This is a genomic window from Enterococcus sp. DIV2402 (assembly GCF_017426705.2).
Lineage (GTDB): Bacteria > Bacillota > Bacilli > Lactobacillales > Enterococcaceae > Enterococcus_F > Enterococcus_F lowellii.
Genome location: NZ_CP147251.1, coordinates 1,403,576 through 1,429,681, shown reverse-complemented (window position 1 = coordinate 1,429,681; position 26,106 = coordinate 1,403,576). Strand labels below are relative to the sequence as shown.

General features: G+C 35.6%; 20 protein-coding genes. 5 read left to right on the top strand and 15 right to left on the bottom strand.

All coding sequences use genetic code 11. From position 1 onward, the window contains the following. From DOK78_RS06975 to trxB, 4 genes are all read right to left on the bottom strand, one after another. On the bottom strand, nt 1–1,275 hold the full coding sequence (locus tag DOK78_RS06975; protein WP_207941043.1) for a homoserine dehydrogenase: 1,275 nt from the start codon (nt 1,273–1,275) through the stop codon (nt 1–3). A 120-nt stretch (nt 1,276–1,395) separates the two neighbouring features. Continuing rightward, nucleotides 1,396–1,689 (bottom strand): ArsR/SmtB family transcription factor, encoded by a 294-nt coding sequence (locus DOK78_RS06970; RefSeq protein ID WP_207941044.1) that lies wholly within the window; start codon nt 1,687–1,689, stop codon nt 1,396–1,398. A gap of 117 nt (nt 1,690–1,806) precedes the next feature. After that, a complete protein-coding gene (locus tag DOK78_RS06965) occupies nt 1,807–3,534 on the bottom strand; it encodes a phospho-sugar mutase (protein ID WP_207941045.1) in 1,728 nt (575 codons plus the stop codon). A 174-nt stretch (nt 3,535–3,708) separates the two neighbouring features. Continuing rightward, nucleotides 3,709–4,635: a thioredoxin-disulfide reductase gene (trxB, locus tag DOK78_RS06960; protein ID WP_207941046.1), complete on the bottom strand. Its 927-nt coding sequence runs from the start codon at nt 4,633–4,635 to the stop codon at nt 3,709–3,711. Nucleotides 4,636–4,803: 168 nt separating this feature from the next. On the opposite strand from trxB, the gene DOK78_RS06955 reads away from it, so the two are divergent. Together DOK78_RS06955 and DOK78_RS06950 are read left to right on the top strand one after the other, a co-directional pair. Further along, nucleotides 4,804–6,186, top strand: a complete 1,383-nt coding sequence (locus DOK78_RS06955; protein ID WP_207941047.1) for an MATE family efflux transporter — start codon at nt 4,804–4,806, stop codon at nt 6,184–6,186. 129 nt (nt 6,187–6,315) lie between these two features. Continuing rightward, nucleotides 6,316–6,789 carry a glutathione peroxidase gene (locus DOK78_RS06950; RefSeq protein WP_207941048.1) on the top strand — a complete coding sequence of 158 codons (474 nt, stop codon included), beginning with the start codon at nt 6,316–6,318 and terminating at the stop codon, nt 6,787–6,789. A gap of 40 nt (nt 6,790–6,829) precedes the next feature. On the opposite strand, the gene DOK78_RS06945 is transcribed toward DOK78_RS06950, so the two are convergent. Together DOK78_RS06945 and DOK78_RS06940 are read right to left on the bottom strand one after the other, a co-directional pair. Next, nucleotides 6,830–8,263, bottom strand: a complete 1,434-nt coding sequence (locus DOK78_RS06945) for a 6-phospho-beta-glucosidase (protein ID WP_207941049.1) — start codon at nt 8,261–8,263, stop codon at nt 6,830–6,832. A gap of 21 nt (nt 8,264–8,284) precedes the next feature. Beyond that, a complete protein-coding gene (locus tag DOK78_RS06940; RefSeq protein WP_207941050.1) occupies nt 8,285–9,658 on the bottom strand; it encodes a 6-phospho-beta-glucosidase in 1,374 nt (457 codons plus the stop codon). A gap of 233 nt (nt 9,659–9,891) precedes the next feature. On the opposite strand from DOK78_RS06940, the gene DOK78_RS06935 reads away from it, so the two are divergent. Both DOK78_RS06935 and DOK78_RS06930 read left to right on the top strand, forming a co-directional pair. Further along, on the top strand, nt 9,892–10,812 hold the full coding sequence (locus tag DOK78_RS06935) for a MurR/RpiR family transcriptional regulator (protein WP_207941051.1): 921 nt from the start codon (nt 9,892–9,894) through the stop codon (nt 10,810–10,812). A gap of 145 nt (nt 10,813–10,957) precedes the next feature. Continuing rightward, nucleotides 10,958–12,121, top strand: a complete 1,164-nt coding sequence (locus DOK78_RS06930) for a GGDEF domain-containing protein (protein WP_207941052.1) — start codon at nt 10,958–10,960, stop codon at nt 12,119–12,121. Nucleotides 12,122–12,164: 43 nt separating this feature from the next. On the opposite strand, the gene DOK78_RS06925 is transcribed toward DOK78_RS06930, so the two are convergent. The 8 genes from DOK78_RS06925 to tyrS all read right to left on the bottom strand — a co-directional run bounded on the left by DOK78_RS06925 (nt 12,165) and on the right by tyrS (nt 22,376). Continuing rightward, entirely contained in the window at nt 12,165–14,087 is a 1,923-nt protein-coding gene (locus DOK78_RS06925; protein ID WP_207941053.1) for a beta-glucoside-specific PTS transporter subunit IIABC, read from the bottom strand. Nucleotides 14,088–14,099: 12 nt separating this feature from the next. Beyond that, nucleotides 14,100–14,936 (bottom strand): BglG family transcription antiterminator LicT, encoded by an 837-nt coding sequence (gene licT, locus DOK78_RS06920; protein ID WP_207941054.1) that lies wholly within the window; start codon nt 14,934–14,936, stop codon nt 14,100–14,102. A gap of 269 nt (nt 14,937–15,205) precedes the next feature. Continuing rightward, nucleotides 15,206–16,987, bottom strand: coding sequence for an ABC transporter ATP-binding protein (locus tag DOK78_RS06915; protein WP_207941055.1), 1,782 nt, complete (start codon nt 16,985–16,987; stop codon nt 15,206–15,208). Continuing rightward, nucleotides 16,987–18,738 carry an ABC transporter ATP-binding protein gene (locus tag DOK78_RS06910; RefSeq protein WP_207941056.1) on the bottom strand — a complete coding sequence of 584 codons (1,752 nt, stop codon included), beginning with the start codon at nt 18,736–18,738 and terminating at the stop codon, nt 16,987–16,989. The genes DOK78_RS06915 and DOK78_RS06910 overlap by 1 nt, the downstream gene beginning before the upstream one ends. 106 nt (nt 18,739–18,844) lie before the next feature. Continuing rightward, the gene (locus DOK78_RS06905) at nt 18,845–19,063 is read right to left on the bottom strand and encodes a YneF family protein (protein WP_207941470.1); all 219 of its coding nucleotides are present in this window, start codon (nt 19,061–19,063) and stop codon (nt 18,845–18,847) included. A gap of 109 nt (nt 19,064–19,172) precedes the next feature. Then, entirely contained in the window at nt 19,173–20,069 is an 897-nt protein-coding gene (locus DOK78_RS06900) for a deoxyribonuclease IV (RefSeq protein ID WP_207941057.1), read from the bottom strand. Nucleotides 20,070–20,137: 68 nt separating this feature from the next. Further along, nucleotides 20,138–21,052, bottom strand: coding sequence for an AEC family transporter (locus tag DOK78_RS06895; RefSeq protein ID WP_207941058.1), 915 nt, complete (start codon nt 21,050–21,052; stop codon nt 20,138–20,140). A gap of 61 nt (nt 21,053–21,113) precedes the next feature. Then, the gene (gene tyrS / locus DOK78_RS06890; RefSeq protein WP_207941059.1) at nt 21,114–22,376 is read right to left on the bottom strand and encodes a tyrosine--tRNA ligase; all 1,263 of its coding nucleotides are present in this window, start codon (nt 22,374–22,376) and stop codon (nt 21,114–21,116) included. 208 nt (nt 22,377–22,584) lie between these two features. Here tyrS and DOK78_RS06885 point away from each other — a divergent pair, with 208 nt between their 5' ends. After that, nucleotides 22,585–24,915 (top strand): transglycosylase domain-containing protein, encoded by a 2,331-nt coding sequence (locus DOK78_RS06885; protein ID WP_422389693.1) that lies wholly within the window; start codon nt 22,585–22,587, stop codon nt 24,913–24,915. A gap of 44 nt (nt 24,916–24,959) precedes the next feature. Here DOK78_RS06885 and ccpA read toward each other — a convergent pair whose 3' ends face one another. Beyond that, a complete protein-coding gene (ccpA, locus tag DOK78_RS06880) occupies nt 24,960–25,961 on the bottom strand; it encodes a catabolite control protein A (RefSeq protein ID WP_207941061.1) in 1,002 nt (333 codons plus the stop codon). Nucleotides 25,962–26,106 lie beyond the last annotated feature (145 nt).

Sequence of the window (26,106 nt, the reverse complement as noted above, 5' to 3'; positions counted from 1 at the left end):
TTATGCCTCCATTACCCTCATTCTTCGTTCTAATGTTCCTTGTTTTGCTATTGCTGCTTCAACTGCAGCTAGTTGTAAACGATTGATACTTTCAGTAATTACCATGAAACGGTTCGTCTCTCCTATTTCTTGTGCTAACTCATTGATTTGTACCTTTTCGTTTGCCAACAAGGCTGTTAATGCATCAGCTGTAAAGTCTGCTGAAGTTGTTACCGCAAAATAATATTTTGCATAATTAGCTTCTGGCGCAGTTAATTGTAATGGTCGACGATATTCATTGAATTGTGGCGCATCAATCCCTAAACTGATGTTTTTTGCAATGGCTGCAACATCTGAAATAACGCTTGTTGCAGTTGGTAATGAACCAGCACCTGGTCCATAAAACATGGATTGGTCAATTCCCGTGCTGTTGATAAACACTCCATTAAATTCATTTTTAATGGATGCTAATGGATGTGTTTTGGGAACTAATGCTGGACCAACTGAAACAGAAATCGTTTCGTCGGCTTTTACTGATTCACCAATTAATTTGATTTCATAACCAAATTTTTGTGCTTGCAAGACATCTTTATCTGATAGACCACGAATTCCTTGAATTTCTAAATCAGATAATGCCACGTCCATTCCGTAAGCAAATTGGGTCAGAATGACCATTTTGTATGCTGCATCAATCCCATCCACGTCATTGGTAGGATCTGATTCCGCAAACCCTAATGCTTGGGCTTGGGCTAAAGCTTCCTCATAAGATGTTCCATTTTCTAACATTTTTGTTAACATATAGTTTGTTGTTCCATTAACAATCCCACGAATATTGGTAATTTCATCAGCTAAGTAGTTCGTTGTTAACGTACGTAAAATTGGAATACCTCCAGCTACGCTTGCTTCGTAAAATAATGAGACATTATTCTCTTTGGCTATTTCAACTAATTCCACACCGTGCTGCGCAATTAAATCTTTATTGGCAGTCACAACATGTTTGCCATTTTTTAAGGCTTGTGCAATGAATTCTTTCGCTGGATGAACTTTCCCAATCAACTCAATCACGACATCTAAAGTAGCATCTTCCACAATATCTGCTAATTCTGAAGTTAATTCGATACCATGTTCATCTGCAAATTGTTTCTTATCTTCTGCTGGTCGTATCAAAGCTTTGACGATAGACACATTCATCCCGGTTTGTTCTTTTATTTTCGCTCGTTGGGCAGCTAACACTTGTATTGTTCCGCTTCCGACAACGCCTAATCCTAGAATACCTATACGTAAATGATCCTTCATAAAAACTCCTAACTGAAAGCGTCATTAAAACACTTTCATTTTTTTCTCATAATTAATTACTAGCATACCAAATATCACATAAAAAAAAAAGAACTTTCTGTTATCGAAAGTTCCTTAGTTTTATAAATGTCGAATATGGCGAAAAGTCTGTTCTAAAATATCTAAAACGTGATGATCGTCTAAACTATATAAAATTGTTTTGCCTTCACGTCTAGATTTAACTACGTTATTTTCTCGCAGCAGTTTTAGTTGATGGGATACAGCTGATTGTTCCATCTCAACTGTTTCAGCAATTGAGGTAACATTCCGTTCGCCAGCTTCTAAAGATAAAACAATTTTTAAACGAGTAACATCACTTAGAACTTTAAAAATCCGACTGACACGTTCAATTTCAGAAATAGCAGGTTTTTCCATATAATCCTCCTCTTTTCAAAAACTCTGGGACAATAATCAAATGATTGTTGTCCCAGAGTTTCTTTATGATTCATGGTGTATGCAACAATTCAAAAAATAGTTTTGCTTATTATACTACTAAGCGCCAGTAATTTCATTGATTGCTGCTTCTAAGTCGGCGATTTTTTGTGTTGCATTAGCATCACTGTCTGCTTTTACGCCAATATAGAATTTAATTTTTGGTTCAGTTCCAGATGGACGCACGGCAATCCAGCTCTCATCTTCTAACACATATTTTAATACATCTGAAGGCGGTGTTGTCATTTCTTCTGTTGTGCCATCTACTTTTTGACGTGTCAATAGTTTGAAGTCTTCGGTTTGGACAACTTTCACACCAGCAAACTCGGCAGGTGCTTTTTCACGGAAGGTTTTCATTAAAGCCGTAATTTTTGCAGCACCTTCTTGACCACTCATAGTCACAGAAATTGTTTTCTCTGCAAAGTAACCATATTCTGCAAAAATTTCTTGTAAGGCATCATAAACCGTTTTGCCTTCTTTTTTGTAGTAAGCAGCAACTTCTGCAAATAAGACTAATGCTTGAATGGCATCTTTATCGCGTACAAATGGTTTTACAAGATAACCATAGCTTTCTTCAAAACCAAACATAAAGGTATGCGAATGGTCTTCTTCAAATTGTTGAATTTTTTCAGCAATAAATTTAAAGCCTGTTAATACGTTAAACATCGTTGTATTGTAGCTTTTCGCAATCGCTGTTGGTAATTCACTAGATACGATTGATTTCAAGACAGCTGCATTTTCTGGCAACGTACCAGCTTGCTTGTGCGCTTCTAAAATATAACGAATTAAAATAGCCCCAATTTGATTACCAGTTAATACTTGATATTCGCCATTTGGCAAACGAACAGCTGCACCTAAACGGTCTGCGTCTGGGTCAGTCGCAATCAATAAATCCGCGCCTTCTTTTTCGCCTAAGCGAATAGCATATTCAAATGCAGAATGTTCTTCTGGATTTGGTGATTTAACTGTACTAAAGTTTGGATCAGCAATGGCTTGTTCTGGTTCTAAAACAAATTGATGGAAACCAGCTTGTTTCAAAGCCTTTTCTCCTAACATTTTTCCAGTACCATGTAATGGTGTATAAACTAATTTTAAGTTATCGCCCATTTCTTCAATTAATTCATGATTAATCGTGACACTTTTTACTTCTTTTAGATACGCATTATCGACTTCTTCGCCAATAATATTAATTAAACCACTATGTTTAGCTTCTTCTTCGGATAACACAGGAACTTCTAATGGATTGGCAATTTCACGTACAAAAGAAGTTAACGCATCCGCATCAGCAGGTGGCATTTGTCCCCCATCTTCACCATACACTTTATATCCATTATAATTTGATGGATTATGTGATGCTGTAATCATAATTCCTGTGAAGGTTTTTAAGTATCGAACCGCAAAAGATAATTCTGGAGTTGGGCGTAAGCTTTCAAATACATAAGACGGAATATCATGTTTGGCTAATGTTTTTGCTGCTTCCATCGCAAATTCTGGTGAGAAATGTCTTGAATCATAAGCAATTGCTACACCACGACGTCGGGTATCGGGATCTTGTTTATTCATGAAGCGCGCTAATCCTTCTGTTGCTTGACGAATTGTATAAAGGTTCATTCGGTTAATACCAGGTCCAAGTACGCCTCGCATACCTGCTGTTCCAAATTCTAAAGGTGCGTAAAACGCATCTTCCAATTCCTGTGTTTGACCTTCTAAATCTTGTAACTGTTTCTTTAAGTTCTCATCAAGATTCTCTTGATTTTTCCATTGTTCGTAAGTTACTTCCCAAGACATACAAAGCACCTCTTCCAAATTAATTTTTCATAACGATTATATCATTATTGATAGGTGACTAAAAGCCTTGTAGCGCAATTCATCTAAAAAAAGTAGGATGTTATTTGAAAAACAATTTTTTCATTGTTTTTTCAGATAACATCCTGTATTCTTTCCAAATTCTTTCAATTTTTCCTATTTTTTCACATCTTTTTGTGCTTCAAGGTAGTTAAATACTTCTTGTCCAGCAACACTACCGTCACCTACAGCGGTCGTAATTTGACGTAAGTTTTTTTCACGAACATCTCCAACTGCAAAAATACCAGGAATTAATGTACGCATGTCTTCATCTGTTGGAATCCAACCTTCTTCATTCGTAATACCGCTTGATTTGAAGGGTTCTGTCAATGGATCCAACCCAACATAGATAAAAATACCGTTCGCAGCTTCTTCATGTACTTCGCCCGTTTTCACATTTTTAATTTGAGCACCTGTCACAACCATGTCATTTCCAACAATCTCTTCTACAACAGAATCCCATAAGAATGAAATTTTTTCGTTAGCAAACGCACGGTCTTGGATAATTTTTTGAGCACGTAATTCGTCACGACGATGAACAATCACAACTTCTGAAGCAAATTGTGTTAAATAAATCGCTTCTTCAACTGCAGAGTCACCACCACCAACGACTAATAATTTACGATTACGGAAGAATGCACCATCACAAACCGCACAATAAGAAACACCGCGACCAGCAAATTCATCTTCGCCAGCAACACCTAATTTACGATGCTCACAACCTGTGGCGATAATTACTGTTTTTGCTTGGTAAGTCTTATCACCCGCCACGACCTCTTTGTAATCTCCGCAATCTTTAATTTCTTGTATGATACCATAAGCATTTTCAGCACCAAATTTTGTGGCACCATCATACATTTTTTCTGCTAATTCTGGACCTAAAATCATTTCATATCCTGGATAGTTTTCAACTTCTGCTGTATTATTCATTTGTCCACCAGGTGCGCCACGTTCAATCATCACTACTGATAAATTTGAACGAGAAGCATATAATGCAGCAGTCATCCCTGCAGGACCTGCTCCAATAACGATTACATCATACATTTAATTTTTCCCTCCACTTTTCAACTAAGTAAGTCATACTTTACTGCCTTCTCTTTTTTCTGTCTAACGTTTTGCTTTCTAACAAAAAATAAGAATTACATATTGACTTTTAAATCGTATCTTGTAAAATTTCCAAGACATCACAAATATTAACTATAAGAGAGGCGCATGTTTTTGACAAGAAAAAGATTTTTTAACGCTTCAGATAGTGAATTATTCTTTTTAAGTTGGCCAATTTTTATTGAATTATTTTTACGAGTTGTAATTGGTAATATCAACGTCTGGATGATTTCTCATTATTCTGAACCTGCTGTTGCATCAGTTGGAGCCGCAAATCAGCTATTATATTTAGCAGTTTTTGTCTACGGATTTATTACAGTTGGTACACAAATTATTATCGCTCAATTAATCGGTGCAAAAAAACGCAAAGAAATACAAGAAGTAATCAATACGGCATTATTTGGTTCACTAGGTATTGGATTACTTATCAGTTTGGTTTTTATTTTATTTTCACCAGCCTTACTAAGTTTCATGAACTTGGATATGGAACTAATCGAAATCGGAAAAGGCTACTTACAAGTCTACGGTGGCAGCCTGTTTATTTCGGCAATCACGGCTGTTATCATCGCCGTACTACGTACACACAGTTTTACCAAACCCGCTCTATTGGTTCCTATGACGGCGAGTATCTTAGCTGTTATCGGTAACTATTTTGCTCTGTATCAACCATTTGGATTACCCAATTTTGGTGTAACTGGTTTAGGTTTTGCAAGTGTTTTTGGTAACACAATTGGTTTAATCATTGCTTTTATCCTACTGAAAAAATATATTGGTTTTTCCATTCGTTCCATTCGTCCAAAAAAGATTTCCTTCCCTATTCTTAAATCAATTTTGGCTTATGGTTTACCATCTTCAGGTGAAACACTTTCTTATCAAGGAGCGCAAATTGTCGTAACGATGATTGTTGCTTCTTTAGGTTCTAGTGTCTTGATTGCTAAATCCTATATTACAGCTATTTCTCAGTTTGTTTATCTGGTAGCTGCTTCTCTTAGCCAAGGAAATCAAATTATGGTTGGTCGAAATGTGGGCGCTGGTCAATTTGATCGCGCGTCAAAACGTGGCATGCGAACAGTGATTATCGGAATGATTGTTTCACTAGCTATTTGTTTATTAACGTTTGTTTTTATCGAACCAATCATGCATATTTTTACAACCAATGAGGAAATTATTACGATTGCTCGCGAAGTTTTCTTAGTAGAGATTATTCTAGAAACTGCTCGTGCGGTCAATATGATTTTAGTTGGTGCGTTGAATGCCAGTGGTGATGTGAAATTCCCACTTATTTGTAGCTTAATTGTTTTATGGGCAATTAGCTTACCTTTCTCTTATGCTCTAGCGATTGTTGCACATTGGGGCTTAGTTGGCGTTTGGATTGCCTATGCAATTGACGAGGCGTTGCGCAGCATCTTAATGATTCGGCGTTGGCGTTCTGGTGTTTGGCAAACAAAAGCAGTTATCCATCAAGAAGAACCGGTAGAACAAACTGTCTAAAAAATACCCTATTCATGTATGTGCCTCAAAAGGTTGACAAAAAAGCAAAAAAACATCCTATCTGATTAGGATGTTTTTTTTGCTTTCAATCTACAAATGGATTACGCTTAGTCAAAGGAGAGAATACACATGACTATTTACGATTTTGAAGTTACCACTGCAGACGGCACCACTTATTCATTGGAAAAATATCGAGGAAAGATCCTGATTATTGTCAACACTGCCACAAAATGTGGTTTTGCTCCTCAATTTACAGAATTAGAAGCTCTCTATCAGCGCTATAAAGCACAAGGACTTGTTGTCTTAGGATTTCCTTCCAATCAGTTTAAACAAGAATTAGACAGCGCTACAGACGCTCAGGCAACTTGTCGGTTAGATTACGGCGTTACTTTCCCCATGCATCAGCTAGTCACAGTTAATGGCTCACAAGCAGCTCCTATCTTTCACTACCTTACACAAAAAGCACCTGGAACGTTAGGTAAGAGTATTAAATGGAATTTCACTAAATTTTTAATCGACCAAAACGGTCAAGTCATCGCGCGCTATGCTCCCAAAACAACGCCTGAAAAAATGATTCCAGCGATTGAAGAATTACTTAAATAAGCCAAAAAGCGATGATAGACAAACCATCATCGCTTTTTTATTAGTTATTTGATAAATCTTCGCCGTTTGAAGCGATTACTTGTTTGTACCAATCAAATGATTTTTTCTTCGAACGGTTTAATGTTCCATTGCCTTCGTTGTCTAAATCAACATAGACGAAGCCATAACGTTTCTTCATTTCACCTGTTCCGGCAGACACTAAGTCAATACAGCCCCAAGTTGTGTAGCCTAATAAATCAACACCATCAATTTCAACAGCATCTTTCATTGCTTGAATATGTTTTGCTAGATAATCAATACGATAATCATCTTCTACATAACCATTTTCGTCTGGCACATCAACAGCACCTAACCCATTTTCTACGATAAACAATGGTTTTTGATAACGATCATAAATATCGTTCATTGTAATACGTAGTCCTAATGGATCAATTTGCCAGCCCCACTCGCTTGCATCTAGGTAAGGATTTTTTACTGATGCAAAAATATTACCTGCTGTTTGCTCTAATAATTCTGGGTCAGTTGTTGCAACACGTGATGAATAGTATGAGAATGAAATAAAGTCAACTGTATTGGCTTTTAGGATTTCTGCATCGCCTTCTTCCATCGCGATTTCAATGCCTTGGCGTTCTAAATCTTTCAAGAAATATGCAGGATATTCCCCACGAGATTGAACATCAATAAAGAAGTAGCTTTCACGGTCTTTTTGACGAGATTCCCAGACATCTTCAGGGCGACAGCTATATGGATAATAACCACCTGCTGCTAACATACATCCTACTTGATTGTCAGGATCTACTTCATGTGCAATACGTGTTGCAATCGCACTTGATAATAATTCATGATGTGCTGATTGATATTTCACTTGCTCTTCATTTTCGCCTTCTTCAAAGTAAAGACCTGCACCCATGAATGGTGCATGTAAAATCATATTGATTTCATTGAAAGTCAACCAGTATTTAACTAAACCTTTGTAACGGTTAAAGATAACTGTACATAATCTTTCATAAAATTCTACCAATTTACGGTTACGCCAACCACCATATTCTTTAATTAAATGCATTGGGCAATCAAAATGCGTAATAGTTACTAATGGTTCAATACCATATTTATGACATTCTTTAAATAAATCTTCATAGAATTTTAGCCCTTCTTCATTTGGTTCTGTTTCGTCACCATTTGGGAAAATTCTAGTCCAGGCAATTGATAAACGATAAGTTTTAAAGCCCATTTCGCCAAATAAAGCAATATCTTCTTTATAGCGGTGATACATATCAATCCCAACTTTTGCTGGATAATGGTAACCTTCTTCAAAATCAAACATTTTCGTTTTACCAGTAATCACATCTAAACGTGCTTCACCAATTGGTACTACGTCTACGTTTGCTAAACCACGTCCACCTTCATTATAGCCGCCTTCACATTGATTGGCAGCTGTTGCGCCACCCCATAAAAAGTCTTTGCGAAATCCCATTATTTATCCTTCTTTCTTTTATTAGATTAACTCTTTAGCTACTTCATCTTGAACTGTAACGCCTTCTTTTTCAAGACGTTCAATCGTTTCTTTAAATTGTGGCAAATGTGCTTTGTGTGCAATAAATAATTCATGCATGACTTTACGAGCAGTATCGCCTGATGGTACTAGTGGATTAATTGTAAATGCTTGTAAAGCAGTACCATAATCTCCTGTAACTGCCGCTTCGATAGTTAATAATTCCATTGCTTTCATTACTTGTAACCAGCCTTTTTCCGCTGTTGGTAATTCACCAAAGGCAACTGAACGAGCACCGTCTGCTCCCAAATACGCCATGACTTCAACCACACAATCAGCTGGTAGATCTGGAACCGCACCATTATTTTTAGTTGAAACCACAATTTGAGTATTTTTATTTGAGTAAATTGAAGCAATTGTTTCACACGCTGCATCTGAATAATGCGCACCACCACGTTGTTCTAATTGTTCTGGTTTATGTGCTAAATCAGGATCTTTATATAATTCAAATAATTCTGCCTCTGTTTGTTTCACTTGCTGCGCACGTGTACCAATTGTTTGGTATTCTTCCAACGCATGAGCCAGCATTTCTTCTTGGCGATAGTAATAACGATGATAACCACAAGGAATCATTTTCATTTGATGTAATTGTTCCTTATAGAATGGAATATCATGAATATTTTTTGGTAACCCATTATCTTCTTTAAACAATTGATCGATAATATCCAAGGTAACATCATTGCCTTCTAAATCAGCAACTTTATGCCAATGGAAATGGTTCACACCAGCAAATTTGTAAATTAGTTCATTTTCTTTTTTACCTAACAAACCGGGTTCAACCATGATTGCCCCCACTGGTACATTACATAAACCGATGACACGGTCCCATTTACCATAGCGGATAATGGCTTCTGTTACCATACCTGCTGGATTGGTAAAGTTAATAAGCCAAGCATCTGGACAAAGACGTTTCATATCTTCAACAATTTCCAAAATAATTGGAATTGTACGAAAAGCTTTGAACATTCCGCCTGCACCATTCGTTTCTTGTCCTAGCATGCCGTAATAAGCTGGAATACGTTCATCTTTAACGCGAGCGTTTAATAGTCCGACACGAAATTGTGTTGTAACAAAATCAGCATCTTTTAGGGCTTCTTCACGATCTAATGTTAAATGGACTTTAACATCATATGGTGAAGCATCCCACATACGTTGTGCCATTTCACCAACGATTTCTAATTTTTCTTTTCCCGCTTCAACATCTACTAACCAAATTTCTCTGATTGGTAATTCTTCATAACGTTTGATAAAACCTTCCATCAGTTCAGGTGTATAGCTACTTCCGCCACCAATTGTTGCAATTTTAACTCCAGTCATCTGTCAAATCGCTCCCTTAAATTTTATTTACAAGATGATTATCTATCATGTAAATAAAACATTCAAGGTGTTTGCGAACGTTTTCAATTAGTTTTACAAAAGAAACCTAAAAAAATTGATTTTTTTGTAAATATTATTTACATTAAGAGAAAAAAACTACTATCTCTTGCGTAAACGCTATCTTTTATTTACAATTCAGTTAGATAAAATGTAAATAAAAGAAGGGAGTCTCTATGTTATTAGTCGAAAAAATTCAAGAAACTAATTTTTCTCCAGCAGAGCAATCCTTAGTTGAGTATATTCTTGAACAAAAAACTGCGATTGAAGATTATACGATTAAAGAAATTGCTGAAGCGACATTCGTTCATCCATCCACATTGATTCGTATTGCAAAAAAATTAGGTTTCAGTGGTTGGTCAGATTTAAAAATGGCATTTTTAGAAGAACAGCGTTACCTACACAGTCATTTTGAAGAAATTGATGCCAATCTTCCTTTTTCTAAAACAGATGGTTTGTTAACCATCGCTCAAAAAATGGCAGCTCTAGAACAAACAACGATTGAAGATACCTTATCCTTGTTGCATCACGATACTTTAAAACAAGCCACCAATTTACTCTATCATGCAAAGGAAATCAAAATATTTACTTCTAATGCAAATATTTTTGCTTCACAAGATTTTGCTTTAAAAATGCGTCGTTTGAAAAAAAGAACCACTATTGCTGAAATTATTGGCGAACAAGCCTACGAAGCCTACAGTTTAGATGATTCATCTTGTGCTATCTTAATTTCTTACACTGGTGAAAATCATTTAATCAAACAAATTTTACCTATTCTAAAACGACAACGGACCAGTATTTTAAGTATTACCAGTATTGGTGAAAGTACGATTAGTAAAGAATCTGATTGTAATCTTCAAATGACTACTCGTGAACGGCTGTATTCAAAAGTGGGAGATTTCACTACAAGTATGTCTATTTCTTATTTATTAGATGTCCTTTACACCACTGTTTTTTCAAAAAATTATCAACAGAATTTGAATCATTTGATTCAAATGGGGGAAGAATTTGATACGCGAACGAGTACTTCGCCGGTCATGCAAGAACCCCCTATTGAAAATCGGTTACAGATTAAAGATTCGTTTTTACCAAATTAAAAATAACTCTTTCTATTTTTTTGTTATGAAATGTTTTAAATCGTGTTAAAATATAAACTTTAAGAACTCATCTATGAAAAATTTTTTATCCCTACTATTCATGAAATTTGTTTTTATAATGTTTATTTTGAAAGGAAGAAAAAACATGATTAAACAGATGAAGCAACTGCTAGATGCACGCACTTTTGCGAATGCTCGTGTTACGGAGATTAAAAACGAATATGCAAAGATTGATAATGATTGGTTGGTCGTTCATTTTAAAATTACGTTTTATATGGCACTTACAACTTTATTAGTTGAAATTCTACTAAGTTTCTATGTCATTCAAACCCAACTACGAACCACACCTGTATCTTTGTATTTTTTAAAATATGTCATTGTGCCAACCATTTTAAATAGTGGTTTATTAATCATCGGTTATAAGTTAATAAAAACACAACGTTATACTTCGCTTCAAAAAATTTATGGTATTTCGATTATAGCGACATTTGTGGCCTTTGTTATTACATCGATTCATAATATTTATAGTCCGATCTATATGATTTATTTAATTTCAATTGTTTTGACTTCTATTTATTCTAATCATAACTTAACTAGAAATATGAGTTGTTTAAGTATTGTTTTATTTTTACTTTCAGAATTTGTCATCGTCTGGGACCCTATCAAGCAATCTATTTTTGATAGTCCCTTGCGTTTAGTTAGTATTATTTTAATTTTTATCACGTTGTTACTCTTCTCTGTTACCTGCATTATTAGTATGGATTTTCTAAGAAAGAAAAATACAGTGAGTATCAATTTGGAAATTGAGCGTTATGAACTGGAACATCGTCTACGCTTCGATGAATTAACAGGAATTTACAATCGGATGACCCTTAATGCGACATTAAATACCATCTCTGAAAAACATAACGATAATTACTTCATTATGGCGATGGCCGATTTGGATCATTTCAAAAAAATCAATGATCAATTTGGACATCATTTAGGAGATTTATGTTTAAAGGCATTTGCAGAGGCTTTAAAAGATGTCAGTCCTAATTCTTTAGCTTTTCGTTTTGGTGGTGACGAATTTTGTTTGCTTTTTCAAGATATTAGTATGAATGATGCGATTGTCATTTGCCAGATTGTCCAAAGTAAACTGACAGATATTCAACTTGATGAATCTACGACATTTACTATGCACGCCAGCTTTGGTTTAGCAGAATTTTCACCGACAATTAGCGTGACAGAGTTGTTTTTACGAGCTGATTCTGCCTTATATGAAGCTAAAGAAAAACGAAATATGGTTACTGTATTCTCCCAAAAATAACAAAAATCCAGCCAGACATAAGGTGTCTGGCTGAATTTTTTTATTAGATAACTGTTGTCAACAATTCATCCGTGATGACAACATCTTTTTTCTCTGCCTCAATGATATCTAAATAATCACCAGCATTCGTAATTAAAACAGGTGTTTCCACTAAATAGCCTGCTTCAATAATTTTTTCAATATCAAATGTTACTAATTTTTGTCCCTGTTTTACTTTATCACCTTGTTTAACAAATGCTTCAAAATATTTTCCGTCCAATTGAACAGTATCTAACCCGACATGAATTAAAACTTCTAATCCATTATCTGACACTAGTCCAATTGCATGTTTTGATGGAAATAGAGTCATTACTGTTCCATCGAATGGTGCAACAACTTCACCTTTCGTTGGATGAATGACAACACCTTTTCCTAATAAGCCTTGAGCGAAAGCATCATCTTGTGCTGTATTTAATGGAGCAACAGTTCCTTGTACAGGTGCAGTAATCGTCTCTGTGCGTGCCATTGGTGTTTCTACTACAATCGTTTCTTCAATTACTGTATTATCTTTCCAGAAAAAGTAAGTTAAACCAAAACCAATGACTGAAGCAATACCAATCGAAATCACTGCATGTAAAACAAATGATGCATCATCTCCATTAATGTAATTCATTAAACCAAAAATTCCTAATCCACCCATTGTAAATGAACCCACACCATTGAACATTAGGTAAGCTCCAGCTACTGAGCCACCTATCATTGAGTAAATAAATGGCCAACGTTTAGGTAAGGTAATCCCATAAATTGCTGGTTCTGTTACACCAAAAATCCCTGAGATAATCGCTGGTGGACAGAGTGATTTCAAATTTTTATCTTTCAACTTAAAGAACATTGCAGCAACTGCTGCTGTTTGTGCAAAACTGGCACCGTACATTGCTGTTAACACTTGACTAAAACCATCTTGAGTAATTTGCATAATTCCTAATGGTACAACACTCCAGTGTAAACCGAAGATAACTAATACTTGCCAGAAGAAACCTAAAACAATTCCATATACAATTGGTGAAAAGTCCATCACTGCTTGGAAACCACTACTCAATAAATCAGTTAACATACTGATAATTGGACCAATTACTAAGAATCCTACAGGTAAAGCGATTAATAATACCATAAATGGTACAACAAATGTTTGTACCACTGAGGGGATAATTTTCTTCGCTAGTTTTTGAACTTGTGCAGCAAAAGCGATAATAAAGATGACTGGAATAACGCTACTTGTATACGTTGCACCCACCCATGGAATTCCTAAAAAAGTGGCATAAGCAGGCAAACCAAAAATACTATATGGTGCAGCTACTCCTTCGCCAGCTGTTGCAACAAATGCTGCTTGTAAAGCGCCTCCTTGTACTGACGGATAACATAGAGCAGCTCCAACAACAATCCCCACCATCGGATTTAACTTAAATTTTTGTGCAGAAGTAAATCCTAGAATCACCGGCATAAATAGGAAAATTGCATCTCCAATACCATTTAACATGACATATGTGCCACTTGTTGCTGTATAATTAAAGCCATCAATTTGTGATCCCAAAAACACCAACAATGCATTAAATCCTTTAACCATACCGGCAGCAGCTAATGCCCCTAAGAATGGTTGGAAACAACCACTGATAATATCAATTAATCGATCAAATATATTTCCTGTTGGTGCATCTGCTTCATCTGATCCACCTGCACCTAAACCAGCTACTTGCATAACTTCTTCAAAAACATCTGGTACGTGATTACCGATAACAACTTGATATTGTCCACCACTTTTCATAACCGTTACAACGCCATCCATATTTTTTAATACTTCATCTTGAGCAATTGCTTCATTTTTTAATTTAAAACGTAGACGTGTAATACAATGTGTCAGACTATTGATATTTTCTTTTCCGCCAACATTTTCTACGATTCTCTCTGCTAATTCACGATATTTCCCCATATAAATTCTCCTTTATTCTGTTTTTTGGACCAAACGTGCAATATGAATAGTTAAATATAATTTTTCATCATTCGACATAGAATATGAATAATTATTTGTCAAAAAAGTTTCAATGATTAAAACACATTGATAGGCATTGTGATATTTTTTTTGTACCAACAATAATAATTCTTCATCACTTTCTCCTTGATGTTGCTTGCCATAGATAATCCGTCTAGCAAAAAAACTAAGATGTGTAGTAAAACGATAAAAATAAACAGATTCTTCGTCAAAGCTTAATTTAAAATAGTATTTTGTTAATTGAATAATTTCCTGAATGATTTCTGTTAACTCAAATACATCTTCACTACCACTTTCCGTTTGTGCATTTACTAAATGCAAGGCAATAAAACCTGCTTCATCCTCTCCTAAATCAATTTGATATAATTCTAAAATTTTCTCGACTACGCGTTTACCGATCGCATATTCGTTAGGATACAAACGTTTAATATCCCATAATAAAATATTGCGGACATGTATTCCTTGTTTAATCCGTTCAATAGCCGTGTAAAGATGATCCGTTAGCGAAACATAAATACTCTCATTTAATGGACTAGTTAATTTTTTTTTCGCATAATCAATTAATTCATTTGAAATTTTCAGGTATTCTATTGGTACATCTTCTAATAGCTCTTGAAATTTCTGTGAAACTTCCCCATTAGCTAGACGATAAATTTTATCAATTTTTGTTTCATCTAGCATATCACCGACTTTTTTATTAAAAGCAATCCCTTTTCCCATCACAATGAGTTCATTTGATTTATCAGCGGTCACAACGACATTATTGTTCAATATCTTATTAATATACATCCCAATTCCTCCGTAGAGTGACTGTACTGCTTTTAATAACCAACATTATCAACCTTCTCCTCCTTTTTTATACTTCGTAATTGGTACAAAAAAAACCTAATAATCTCCAACACAAAAAAACGTGTTGAAAAAAATTAGGTTTAGCTTGTAATGAAACAATCACTATCCAGATTTCTTTTCCGCTCGTTTAGATTACCAAATTAAGAAAACGCTGTCAATATTTTTTTAATAAAAAAACACGCGACAATCCAAAATTATCGCGTGTTTTCTTATAGGCTCATACTTTGTAATTTGTACATATCTGAATATAACCCGTTTTGTTGGATTAATTCATCATGATTGCCTCGTTCAACAATTTTTCCTTTATCCAAAACTAAGATTAAATCTGCATCGCGAATTGTAGACAATCGATGCGCAATCGCAATTGTTGTTCGACCTTGCCGCATATTTGCCAAACCTTCTTGAATATAACCTTCTGTTTCAGTATCAATATTGGCTGTTGCTTCATCTAGCACTAGAATTTTAGGTTGAGTAACCATTGTACGGGCAAAGGAAATCAATTGACGCTGACCGCTTGAATAGCTTGCTCCGCGTTCAATCACTTTGGCATGATAATCGCCTGGCAATTGTTCAATAAATTTATCCGCTTGCACAAATTTTGCTGCAGTAATAATCTCTTCCTCGGTAATATTTTTATTTAATAAACGAATATTATCAGCAATATCACCATAAAACATAAAGGCGTCTTGTAAAACGAGCCCCATTTTTTGGCGTAACTCTTCTAATGAAAAGTCACGAATATCCTTATCATCAATTAAAATTTGTCCTTCACCAAACTCATAAAAACGCATCAATACATTAATAATGGAACTTTTCCCACTCCCTGTATGTCCCACAAGTGCTACGGTTTCTCCGGGATACGCTACAAAGGAAATATTTTGTAAGACATTATGCTCGCCATCATAAGAAAACGTCACCTTACGAAACTCAATTTTTCCAGCAGTAATAGTCTCATTTGCATGTGGATGTTGTTGTGGTGTATATTCGTCATCATCCATAATTTTTAAAATACGACTTCCTGCCACCACACCATCTGTAAACGTACTTAAAAAATCCATCATCTGCGTCATGGGATTAAAAAATCCTTGGACATAGGTAGTAAAGGCATAAATTAATCCAACTTCAATCGGCGAATGTAACGCATCAAAACCAAAAATAGTTAACGACATCGCTACTGCAATAGCATACAATAAGTTAATAATCGGCGCTAATAACAACGAATTTGTACGAATCATCGCATAACGCGTTTCCAAATATTCATCATTTGTTTCTTCAAATTCACGATTCAATCGTTGCTCTTGGCGAAATTGTTGCACAATTTGCATGCCAGAAATGGATTCGTTAAGTTTAGTATTTAATTGGCTAAGTTTTTCACGCATTTGACGATAAATACGAGAACTAAATTGTTGATAATACCAAATAACAATTCCTAAGATTGGCAAAAAGATCAAATTAATCAACGCAATTTTAGCATTAATTTGAAACATTGCTGCAAAGGAAGAAATCACAGCAAAAATACCTGTTAATACAGATAAAAAGACATACCAAAATTCAAACAATGTTTCGGTATCGTTCGTTACACGGGAAACGATAGAACCTGCTGGTGTACGATCAAAATAACGCATTCCTAATGTATGCAGTTTTTCAAACAATTTTACTCGTATATATTGGTACGTTTGAAGCGATGCCATTGAATATAAAAACCATTGAAAAAACCAAATAATCGCCTTCATTACCGTGCCAAATAAATAAAGAGCCGCAAAATATAAAATGACTTGCATTGTAGCCGTTTGCTTCATCAAGTGATTATCAATCAAGGTTTGCAAGACCCTTGGTAATAAAATATTAACGACTGAAAGTAAAAAAGCAAATAAAATCGCCACAATAAAGGTTCGTCTAAATGGTTTTGCGTAAGTTAATAAACGACGAATGATAGTTGCTTGTTCTTTTAATGGAATGGATTTCGCCCATTCCGATTGCGATTTTTCCATTAGGCCTCGCTCCCTTCAATTTTGGCTTCTAATTGTTGTTTGTCCCACATACGACTATACCAACCATTCAAAGCTAATAATTCTTCATGTGTGCCACGTTCAACAATTTTTCCTTCATCAATGACTAAAATTTCTTTTGCATGCATCACACTGCTGAGACGATGTGCCGCAATAATTGTCGTCTTATCTTGACGGAATTCCTTCAGATTATGCAAAATGGCTTCTTCGGTTTTAGCATCTACTGCTGAAAGTGCATCGTCTAAAATCAATAATTCTGGTTCAACAATCAACGCACGAGCAATTGAAATTCGTTGTTTTTGACCACCTGATAACGACACTCCACGTTCGCCAACCATCGTATCATATCCTTCTGGGAACGCTTTGATATCTTCATCAATAAACGCTAATCTTGCTGCTTCTTCAATTTTTTCTTGTGAAAAATGCGGATTAGCAAAACGAATATTGTCGCGAATCGTCATTGAAAACAAAAAATGATCTTGTGGAACATAACCAATGGATTGCAACAATGCGTCTAAGGAATATTCTTTGATATTATGTGAACCAAATTGAATGGTTCCCTGATAATTATCATATTCACGCATTAATAGTTTTAAGAGCGTCGTTTTTCCTGAACCTGTTTTTCCCACAACACCCAGTACCTCTCCTTCATTTAAAGCGAATTGCAGTTGATTTAAAGCTACCGTTTCGTCTTCTGGATAACGAAATTCATCGATTTGAACAGCTAGCGTGCCTTTGGCGGGAGTTGTGATAGCATTGGGGGCTTCAATAATATGTGTGTGTTCTCTCAACAGTTCAGATACCCGATCATAACTGGCATTTCCACGCTCCAATACATTAAACAAACGACCAATCGCAAACATTGGCCAAATTAACATACCAATGTAACTAATGAACGAGACTAACTGCCCAATTGTAATTGTGCCATTCATAATAAAATTTCCACCGACAATAATAGTTAATACATACGATAAACCAATGATTAGCGTAATAAACGGGTCAAATAAAGCATCTAAGAAATTTACACGACGATTTTTTGAAATAGCTTGGTCTATTTTTTCAGAGAAATCAGCTAAGTCTTCTTTTTCTTGCCCAAATGTTTTAATTACTTTCATACCAGTAATACTTTCTTGGGCTTTGTCATTGATATTGGAAAAGGCTTCTTGAGAATCGCGAAATGCATCGTGGAGTTTAGATCCTAAAATACGTGAAGTGAATGCTAACAACGGTAGAGGAATCAAAGCAATCAGCGTTAAACGCCAATCGATAAAGAGAATCATTGCTAAAATTGTCATTCCTCCTGAAATAAACGAATCTGCAAAGGTTAAAATACCTGCACCAGCTACGTTTTGAATCGCATTCAAATCATTGGTCGCATGTGCCATCAAATCGCCGGTACGATATTTTTGATAAAAGATGTTGTCCATTTTAGTAAAGTGGTCAAATAATTGACGCCGTAAACTTTTTTCTAAGCGAGCGGCACTTCCCCAAATATGCGTTCGCCAGATGTAGCGAAAAATATATTGACCCAACGCAGCTGCACATAATACAGCAATCCAAAATAAAATTGAGGTTATCTGAATGTTTTTTTCAGCAATTTCATCAATGATAATTCCAATCACTTTAGGAGGAACGAGCTGCATAATTGCCACTAAAATTAGTGCTGTAACCCCAATCATATAATTTTTGCGTTCTTGTTTAAAAAACCAACTTAATTTCTTGAATATTGACATACCTAACCTCCTACTGTTTTATAGATTAGCCTAAACTGCTTGTGAAGCCGTTTAAAGCAAACAAAAAAACGAGCTGAATCAATCAGCCCGTTTAAAAAACCAGTTTTTACTTTTGGTTTTTCATTTGTTGCATCATTTGACGAATTTTTTTCTCAGAAGGTTTTTGACCCATTGACATCATCATCATGCGCAACATATCCTCATTAACGGGAGGATTTTTCTTCAAGTAATCTTGCATATATTTACGTGCTAAAAAGAAGCCGCCTACAGCGCCTACAAGTAAAGCGATAATCGCAATTAAAACAACAATTCCTGTACTCATAATTATCTTCTCCTTTCCCTATTCTCAATGAATTATTGTACTAGAAAAACAGAAAAAAGAAAAGGAAGTTTTACAATTTACGTCGAATTCCTTTTCTTTTACCAGCTATTTTCTATTGTGCTACAATTTTTTCTAACAATTGCGGGTCAAACACACCTGCTTTTAGCATTTCAATTTCAAAACGGTATGGCGGTTTTTTGTTCTTTTTATCTTCGCCAACCATCACATATGGCGTTTCCAAAATCTTTGGTAAGCTAACTAATTTTTCATGATGAACGATGTAATTTAAGGCATCAAACCCAATCGTACCAAAACCAATATTAGCATGGCGATCCTTATGTGAACCTTGAGGATTTTTTGAATCGTTAACATGCACTACTTTCAAACGATCTAGCCCAATAATCTTGTCGAATTCTTCTAACACACCATCAAAATCTTCTTTGACATTGTACCCCGCATCATTCGTATGACAAGTATCCAATGTAACAGATAATTTTTCATTCAATGTTACGCCATCTATAATTGTCGCTAACTCTTCAAACGTACGACCTAATTCGGTTCCTTTACCTGCCATTGTCTCTAAAGCAATTTGAGGAATTTGGTCTTTATCCAAGACTTCATTTAGTCCTTTAATAATTTGGGCAAGTCCTGCATCGACACCAGCGCCAACATGGGCACCCGGATGCATCGTAATTTGCGTTGCGCCTAATGCTTGTGCCCGACGAATTTCTTCACGTAAAAATTCAATCGCAAAACCAAAATTTTCTGGTTTAATCGTATTTCCTAAATTAATAATATAGGGTGCATGTACCACCATGTCTGATAAACCATGTTCCACCATAAAAGCCTTACCAGCTTCGATATTCATCTCTTCTAAAGGTTTACGACGGGTATTTTGTGGTGCACCTGTATAGATCATAAACGTTGTTGCATTATAGCTAGCAGCTTCTTCTGCTGACCCTAATAACATTTTTTTTCCACTCATGGAAACGTGTGAGCCAATTAACATGAAACGTCCTCCTTAATTCTCTTCTCCTCTAGTATTGCGGACTCGCTGCTGGATTGCAAGAATCGCGCTTAAACATTAATTCCTAATAAGAGAACCACAAGCGTCATTAACGGTAAACTCAATAAAAAGCTAATCGATGAAGCAAATCCGACGACTTCCTCTTTCACACCAGCTAAAACCGAATTAATCACACCGAACAATGGAATGGGTGTAAGAGCTAATAAAGACAAAATAACTTTGTGCAAATGCGAAATCGGTAAAAAGTAAACAACCGCAATTACCACGAAGCCCAGACCATAACGAAGCGTCAATAATTTTATGACATCTTTCATTGCTCCTTTTGGCAAACGAAATTCTAGATACAATCCAATCATAAACATTGATAAAAAGACATTTGCTGCGGCAACCGGATGTAACATTGTTAACAGTGCATCGGGCAAATTGATTTTAAAAATCCGTAAAATTAACATCAACATATAACAAGTAAACGGAATCGAACGTAATAGCTGTAAAGCAATTTTTTTCGGTTCAAAAGTCGTTTGATTTCCTACTAGACGATTCACAACAATATTTGTTCCACCACATAACATAATACTATTCCCCATGTCAAACATCGAAATAAAAGGCACTCCGAGCGGTAAAAAACCTTGGACAAAAGGTAATGTAAAATTCCCAATATTAAATCCTGAAGCACAATACATAAATAGTTGCTGTTTTGTAGCTGATTCTTTACGCGTGAATAACCATGCTAAAGCAATTTGAAAGATTGACCAAATAAAGCCAATCAAAATAAATACGACTAAATCAAGTTTTAATGATAGACGAGCTAGATTAACGATGACCACTGCTGGTAAGGTGATATTCACAATAATCACAGATAACGTGGTACCATCTGCTTTTGACAATAACCCAATTCGTTTTAATAAAAATCCTAAAAAAATCATCAAAAACAAACCTAATGCCTGAATAATAATTGCGACCATTTTGTCTCCTCCCACAAAAAAGAGACTGTTAAAAACAATCTCTTTTGATTTTTTATTTAAGTTAGAATTTTAGTAAGAAGTATTTTTTCTTCCCACGGCGAACAACGGTAAAGTGTCCATCCATTTTATCAGCATCACTAATTTCATATGCTAAATCTTGCACACGATCACCATTAATGTAAATAGCACCATTTTGGACATCTTCACGTGCTTGACGTTTTGAAGGTTCAATTTTGGCAGTAATTAACAATTCAATTAAATTCAAATTATCATCTGCTTGTACTTCATAAGTTGGGACACCTTTGAAACCTTGTTTAATTTCTTCTCCTGACAAACCTTTAATGTCTCCACTAAATAACGCTTGAGAGATACGAACTGCTTGTTCATAAGCTGTTTCGCCATGAACCAAAGTAGTTACTTCTTTCGCTAACGCTTTTTGTGCCACACGTGTTTCAGGAGCTTGTTTAAATTCTTCTTCAATAGTAGCAATTTCATCCAATGATAAGAATGTGAAATATTTCAAGAATTTAATGGCATCACGGTCATCCGTGTTAATCCAAAATTGGTAGAATTCATAAGGCGTAGTTTTTTCAGCATCTAACCAAACCGCATTTCCTTCGGTTTTACCAAATTTTGTACCATCTGCTTTGGTAATTAATGGCATTGTTAAACCAAAACCTTGGACTTCTTTTTCACGACGTAATAACTCGATACCAGAAGTGATATTGCCCCATTGGTCGCTACCACCCAATTGTAATAAACAACCATGGTTTTCGTATAATTTCAAGAAATCGTATGCTTGCAATAATTGGTAAGCAAATTCTGTATATGAAATCCCTGTTTCAATCCGGCGTTTTACACTCTCTTTACTCATCATGTAATTAATCGTAAAGTTTTTACCAACATCACGTAAAAAATCGATTAACGAAATCTTGCCTAACCAGTCGTAATTATTCGCAATAATTGCAGGATTCTCTGCATTTTCAAAATCAATAAAACGTGACAATTGATTTTTAATACTTTGTGACCAATTTTGAACTGTATCTAAAGTATTTAGTTGACGTTCTTGATCTTTAAATGATGGATCACCAATCATTCCTGTTCCCCCACCAACTAATGCAATCGGCACATGTCCATTTTGTTGGAAACGACGTAACATTAAAATTGGCAATAAGTGACCGATATGTAAACTATCGGCTGTTGGGTCAAACCCGACATATAATTTAACAGACTCTTCATTTAATTGTTTTTCTAAGGCTGCTTCGTCTGTTGCTTGGTGAACTAAACCACGATTTTTTAGTTCTTGAAAAAAGTCTGAACTCATATTATTGTTCCTCCTCAATGAAATACTCATTGTTCATATTAACTGAAAATCATGCCAAAGAAAAGAAGTAAGCTAAAAATAAATGGTACTTCTTTTATTTTTTTCTTAGTTTTTTCACTTAAAGAATCGGTAATCTATTCAATCGAAGCTTTTTTTGCTATAATCAAGCAGAATCAAATTAAAAATTGAGGTGGCTATTTTGTCCGAACTGGAAAAAAAAGCAAAAAAATTTATTACACGTTCTAAACGTTCCTCTGGATGGTTCTATTTTAATATTTCCTTAAGGGTCATACAATCATTACTCCTAGTAGGGATTTCCTTACTTGTTCTGGGTGGTTCATTAGGATTAGGTATCGGAATGGGCTATTTTGCCTATCTCGTTGGGGATACAAAAGCTCCTACAAAAACTGAACTGCAACAAGATTTAGGCGATATTACAGAGACATCCAAGGTGGTGTATGCGGACAATAGTACGATTGCGACAATTCGTGCCGATTTGATGCGTACAACCGTACCAGCAGATCAAATATCTGATTTGGTAAAAACAGCCGTTGTAGCAACGGAAGATGAATACTTCTACGAACATAAAGGGATTGTGCCAAAAGCAGTCTTACGTGCCTTAATTTCAGAAGTAACAGGTATCGGGAGCAGCGGTGGTTCAACGTTAACGCAACAATTAGTTAAACAGCAAATTTTAACTGACGAAACAACTTTTAAACGTAAAGCAAACGAAATGTTGTTAGCCATGGAAGTTGAGAAAAATTATTCAAAAGATGAAATTGTCGCACTTTATTTAAATGTCTCGCCATTTGGGCGTAACAACTTAGGGCAAAATATTGCTGGTGTGCAAGAAGCAGCTAAAGGAATCTTTGGTGTAAATGCAAGTGAGCTTAGTTTGCCACAAGCTGCGTTTATCGCTGGTTTACCACAGAGTCCTATTGTTTATAGTCCATACACAAATACTGGTGAATTAAAAGAAAACTTTGACGCTGGTTTACAACGAAAAGATTTCGTATTGTTCAGTATGTATCGCAATCATGACATCTCGAAAAAAGAATATGAAGATGCCATTGCGTATGATTTGGTGGCTGACTTCAAACCGAAAGAAACTGCAAATCAAGAAAGTCATGAATTCTTATACGATGCCGTAATGAATGATGCGTATAAAATTGTTGCCAAAAAACTTGCAACAGAAGATGAAGTAAGCAACGAAGAGTTTGCAAAAGAAGATGTTTACCAAAACTACTTGTATCGAGCACAAACAAAAATTGCAAATGGTGGTTATACAATCCACTCCACTGTTGATAAAAATATCTATCAAGCCATGCAAGATGCTGTTACCAATTATGGATACATGTTAGACAATGAGTCCTCAGTTGAAGTCGGAAATGTATTAATGGAAAATTCTACTGGAAAAATTCTTGGATTTGTTGGGGGTCGTGATTATGAAACTTCACAATATAACCATGCCTTTAGTTCTACACGGCAAGCTGGTTCAGCAATCAAACCTGTCTTAGTTTATGCCCCAGCAATTGATCAAGGTATTATAGGTAGTGAGTCACGCGTTTCTGACTATCCAACCACTTGGAAAGCTGGTGAGGATAAAGGCAAAAAAATTGTGAATGCAACCAATTCTGGTTCAAGTACATTCCAAACAATCCGTGAATCACTGATTCATTCGAACAATATTCCAGCCTATCATATTTATCAAAAAACATTAGAAGATATGGGCTCAACCAAAGCTGTATACGATACGTATTTGAATAAAATGAACTATCCAGCTACCGATACTTGGGAATATGAATCAGCACCTCTAGGGGTACCTGAAGTCACAACGTTAGAACAAACAAATGGTTTCCAAACCTTAGCTAATGGTGGCGTCTATCAAGAAGGCTATCTGATTGAATCAATTACAGATTCACAAGGTAAAGAGTATTATAAACATGAAGCAAATCCTGTACAAGTTTATTCCAAAGCAACAGCATCTATTATGAATGACATGATGCGTAGCGTGGTTGAAGAAGGTGTGACGACGAATTTCTTATCAAACGTCAATAACATCAATTGGAATTTAGGAAATGCAGATTGGGTTGGTAAAACAGGAACGACCGATGAATATGTCGATTCTTGGTTAGTTGTTTCGACCCCTAACATTACTTTAAGTAGTTGGGCTGGTCGTGACGATAGTCAACCAACCGATTCAAATGCTGGGCAACGAACAGCTCAATACATGGCTTATCTAGCTAATTCTATTTATCAAGCAAATCCTGATGTGATTGGTGTCAATAAAGAGTTTAAATTAGACAAGAGTGTGAAAGAATACAAAGTTTCTGATTTCACTGGTGCAAAACCTGGTGGACGGATGACTGTTAATAATACGACGTTTAATATTCCAAGTAATACAGTTACTTCTTATTGGGCTAAAGGTGGTCCATCTAAAGTTAGCTTACGTTTTGGAATTGGTGGAACTGATGCCAACTATGTCGATTATTGGAAAACAGCTATTCCAAGAACACAAACAAACACCCGCAGACGTTAAGCAAAAAGCTCGTCAACCAATTTAGGTTGACGAGCTTTTTTTGATTATTTAGTTGAACCTTTTTCTAAAATGTTATAAGGTAAAACAATTGTTTTTTGTTCAATCTCTTCTTTGTTCATCATTTTTGTTAATAAACGCATGGCAACTGCACCGATATCATAAAGTGGTTGGCTCACGCTAGATAAACGAGGACGAGCAACATCTGTTAATAGTGAGTTGTTGCTTGTTAAAATTTCGAAATCTTCTGGTACTTTTACTCCACGGTCATATAATCCATCTAAAATACCAATCGCTAATTCATCGTCAGTTACATATGCCGCAGTTGCGCCACTGTTTAATAAACGATCCACAATTGCTAGACCATCTTTAAAAGAATACGGTGCTTCAAAAATCAAGCCTTCATTGTATTCCAAATTACTTTCTTTTAATGCTTCTTTGTAGCCGTTTAAGCGATTTTGTCCGTTAATCGGATCAATTAATGCGCCACTTACAAAAGCAATTTTTTCATTGCCGTTTTTAGCTAGTAGGCTAACGGCATCTTTAGTTGCTGCAGTATAATCAATGTTTACACTACCTACTTGTTCATCTGGATCGATTGAACCAGCTAAAACCACTGGTGTTTTTGAGCGTGAAAATTCACCACGAACTTCATCAGTAATACGATGTCCCATAAAGATGACACCATCTACTTGCTTCGCTAATAAATTATTTAATACATTGACTTCCTTCAAGCTATCGCCATCTGAATTTGCCAAAATGATGTTATATTTGTACATTGTTGCAACATCGTCAATCCCACGTGCTAAAGAAGCAAAAAACATATTACTTACATCAGGAATAATCACTCCTACTGTTGTTGTTTTTTTGCTAGCTAATCCACGAGCAACTGCGTTTGGACGGTAATCAAGACGATCAATGACTTCAAGTACCTTTTTACGAGTGGCTGGTTTGACATTGGGATTTCCGTTAACGACACGAGAGACGGTAGCCATGGATACATTGGCTTCACGAGCAACATCATAAATAGTAATCGTTTGTTTCTCCATATTGTTTTTCTCCTATCAACTTTCATTTTCTGAAAACCTTGTTTACATTTCTTAGATAGAATAGCAAATTTCTTTCACATTTGCAACCGTTTTAGTTTCATTTTCATGAAAATAATTTTACTGACATCATTTTGACAGAATAGTG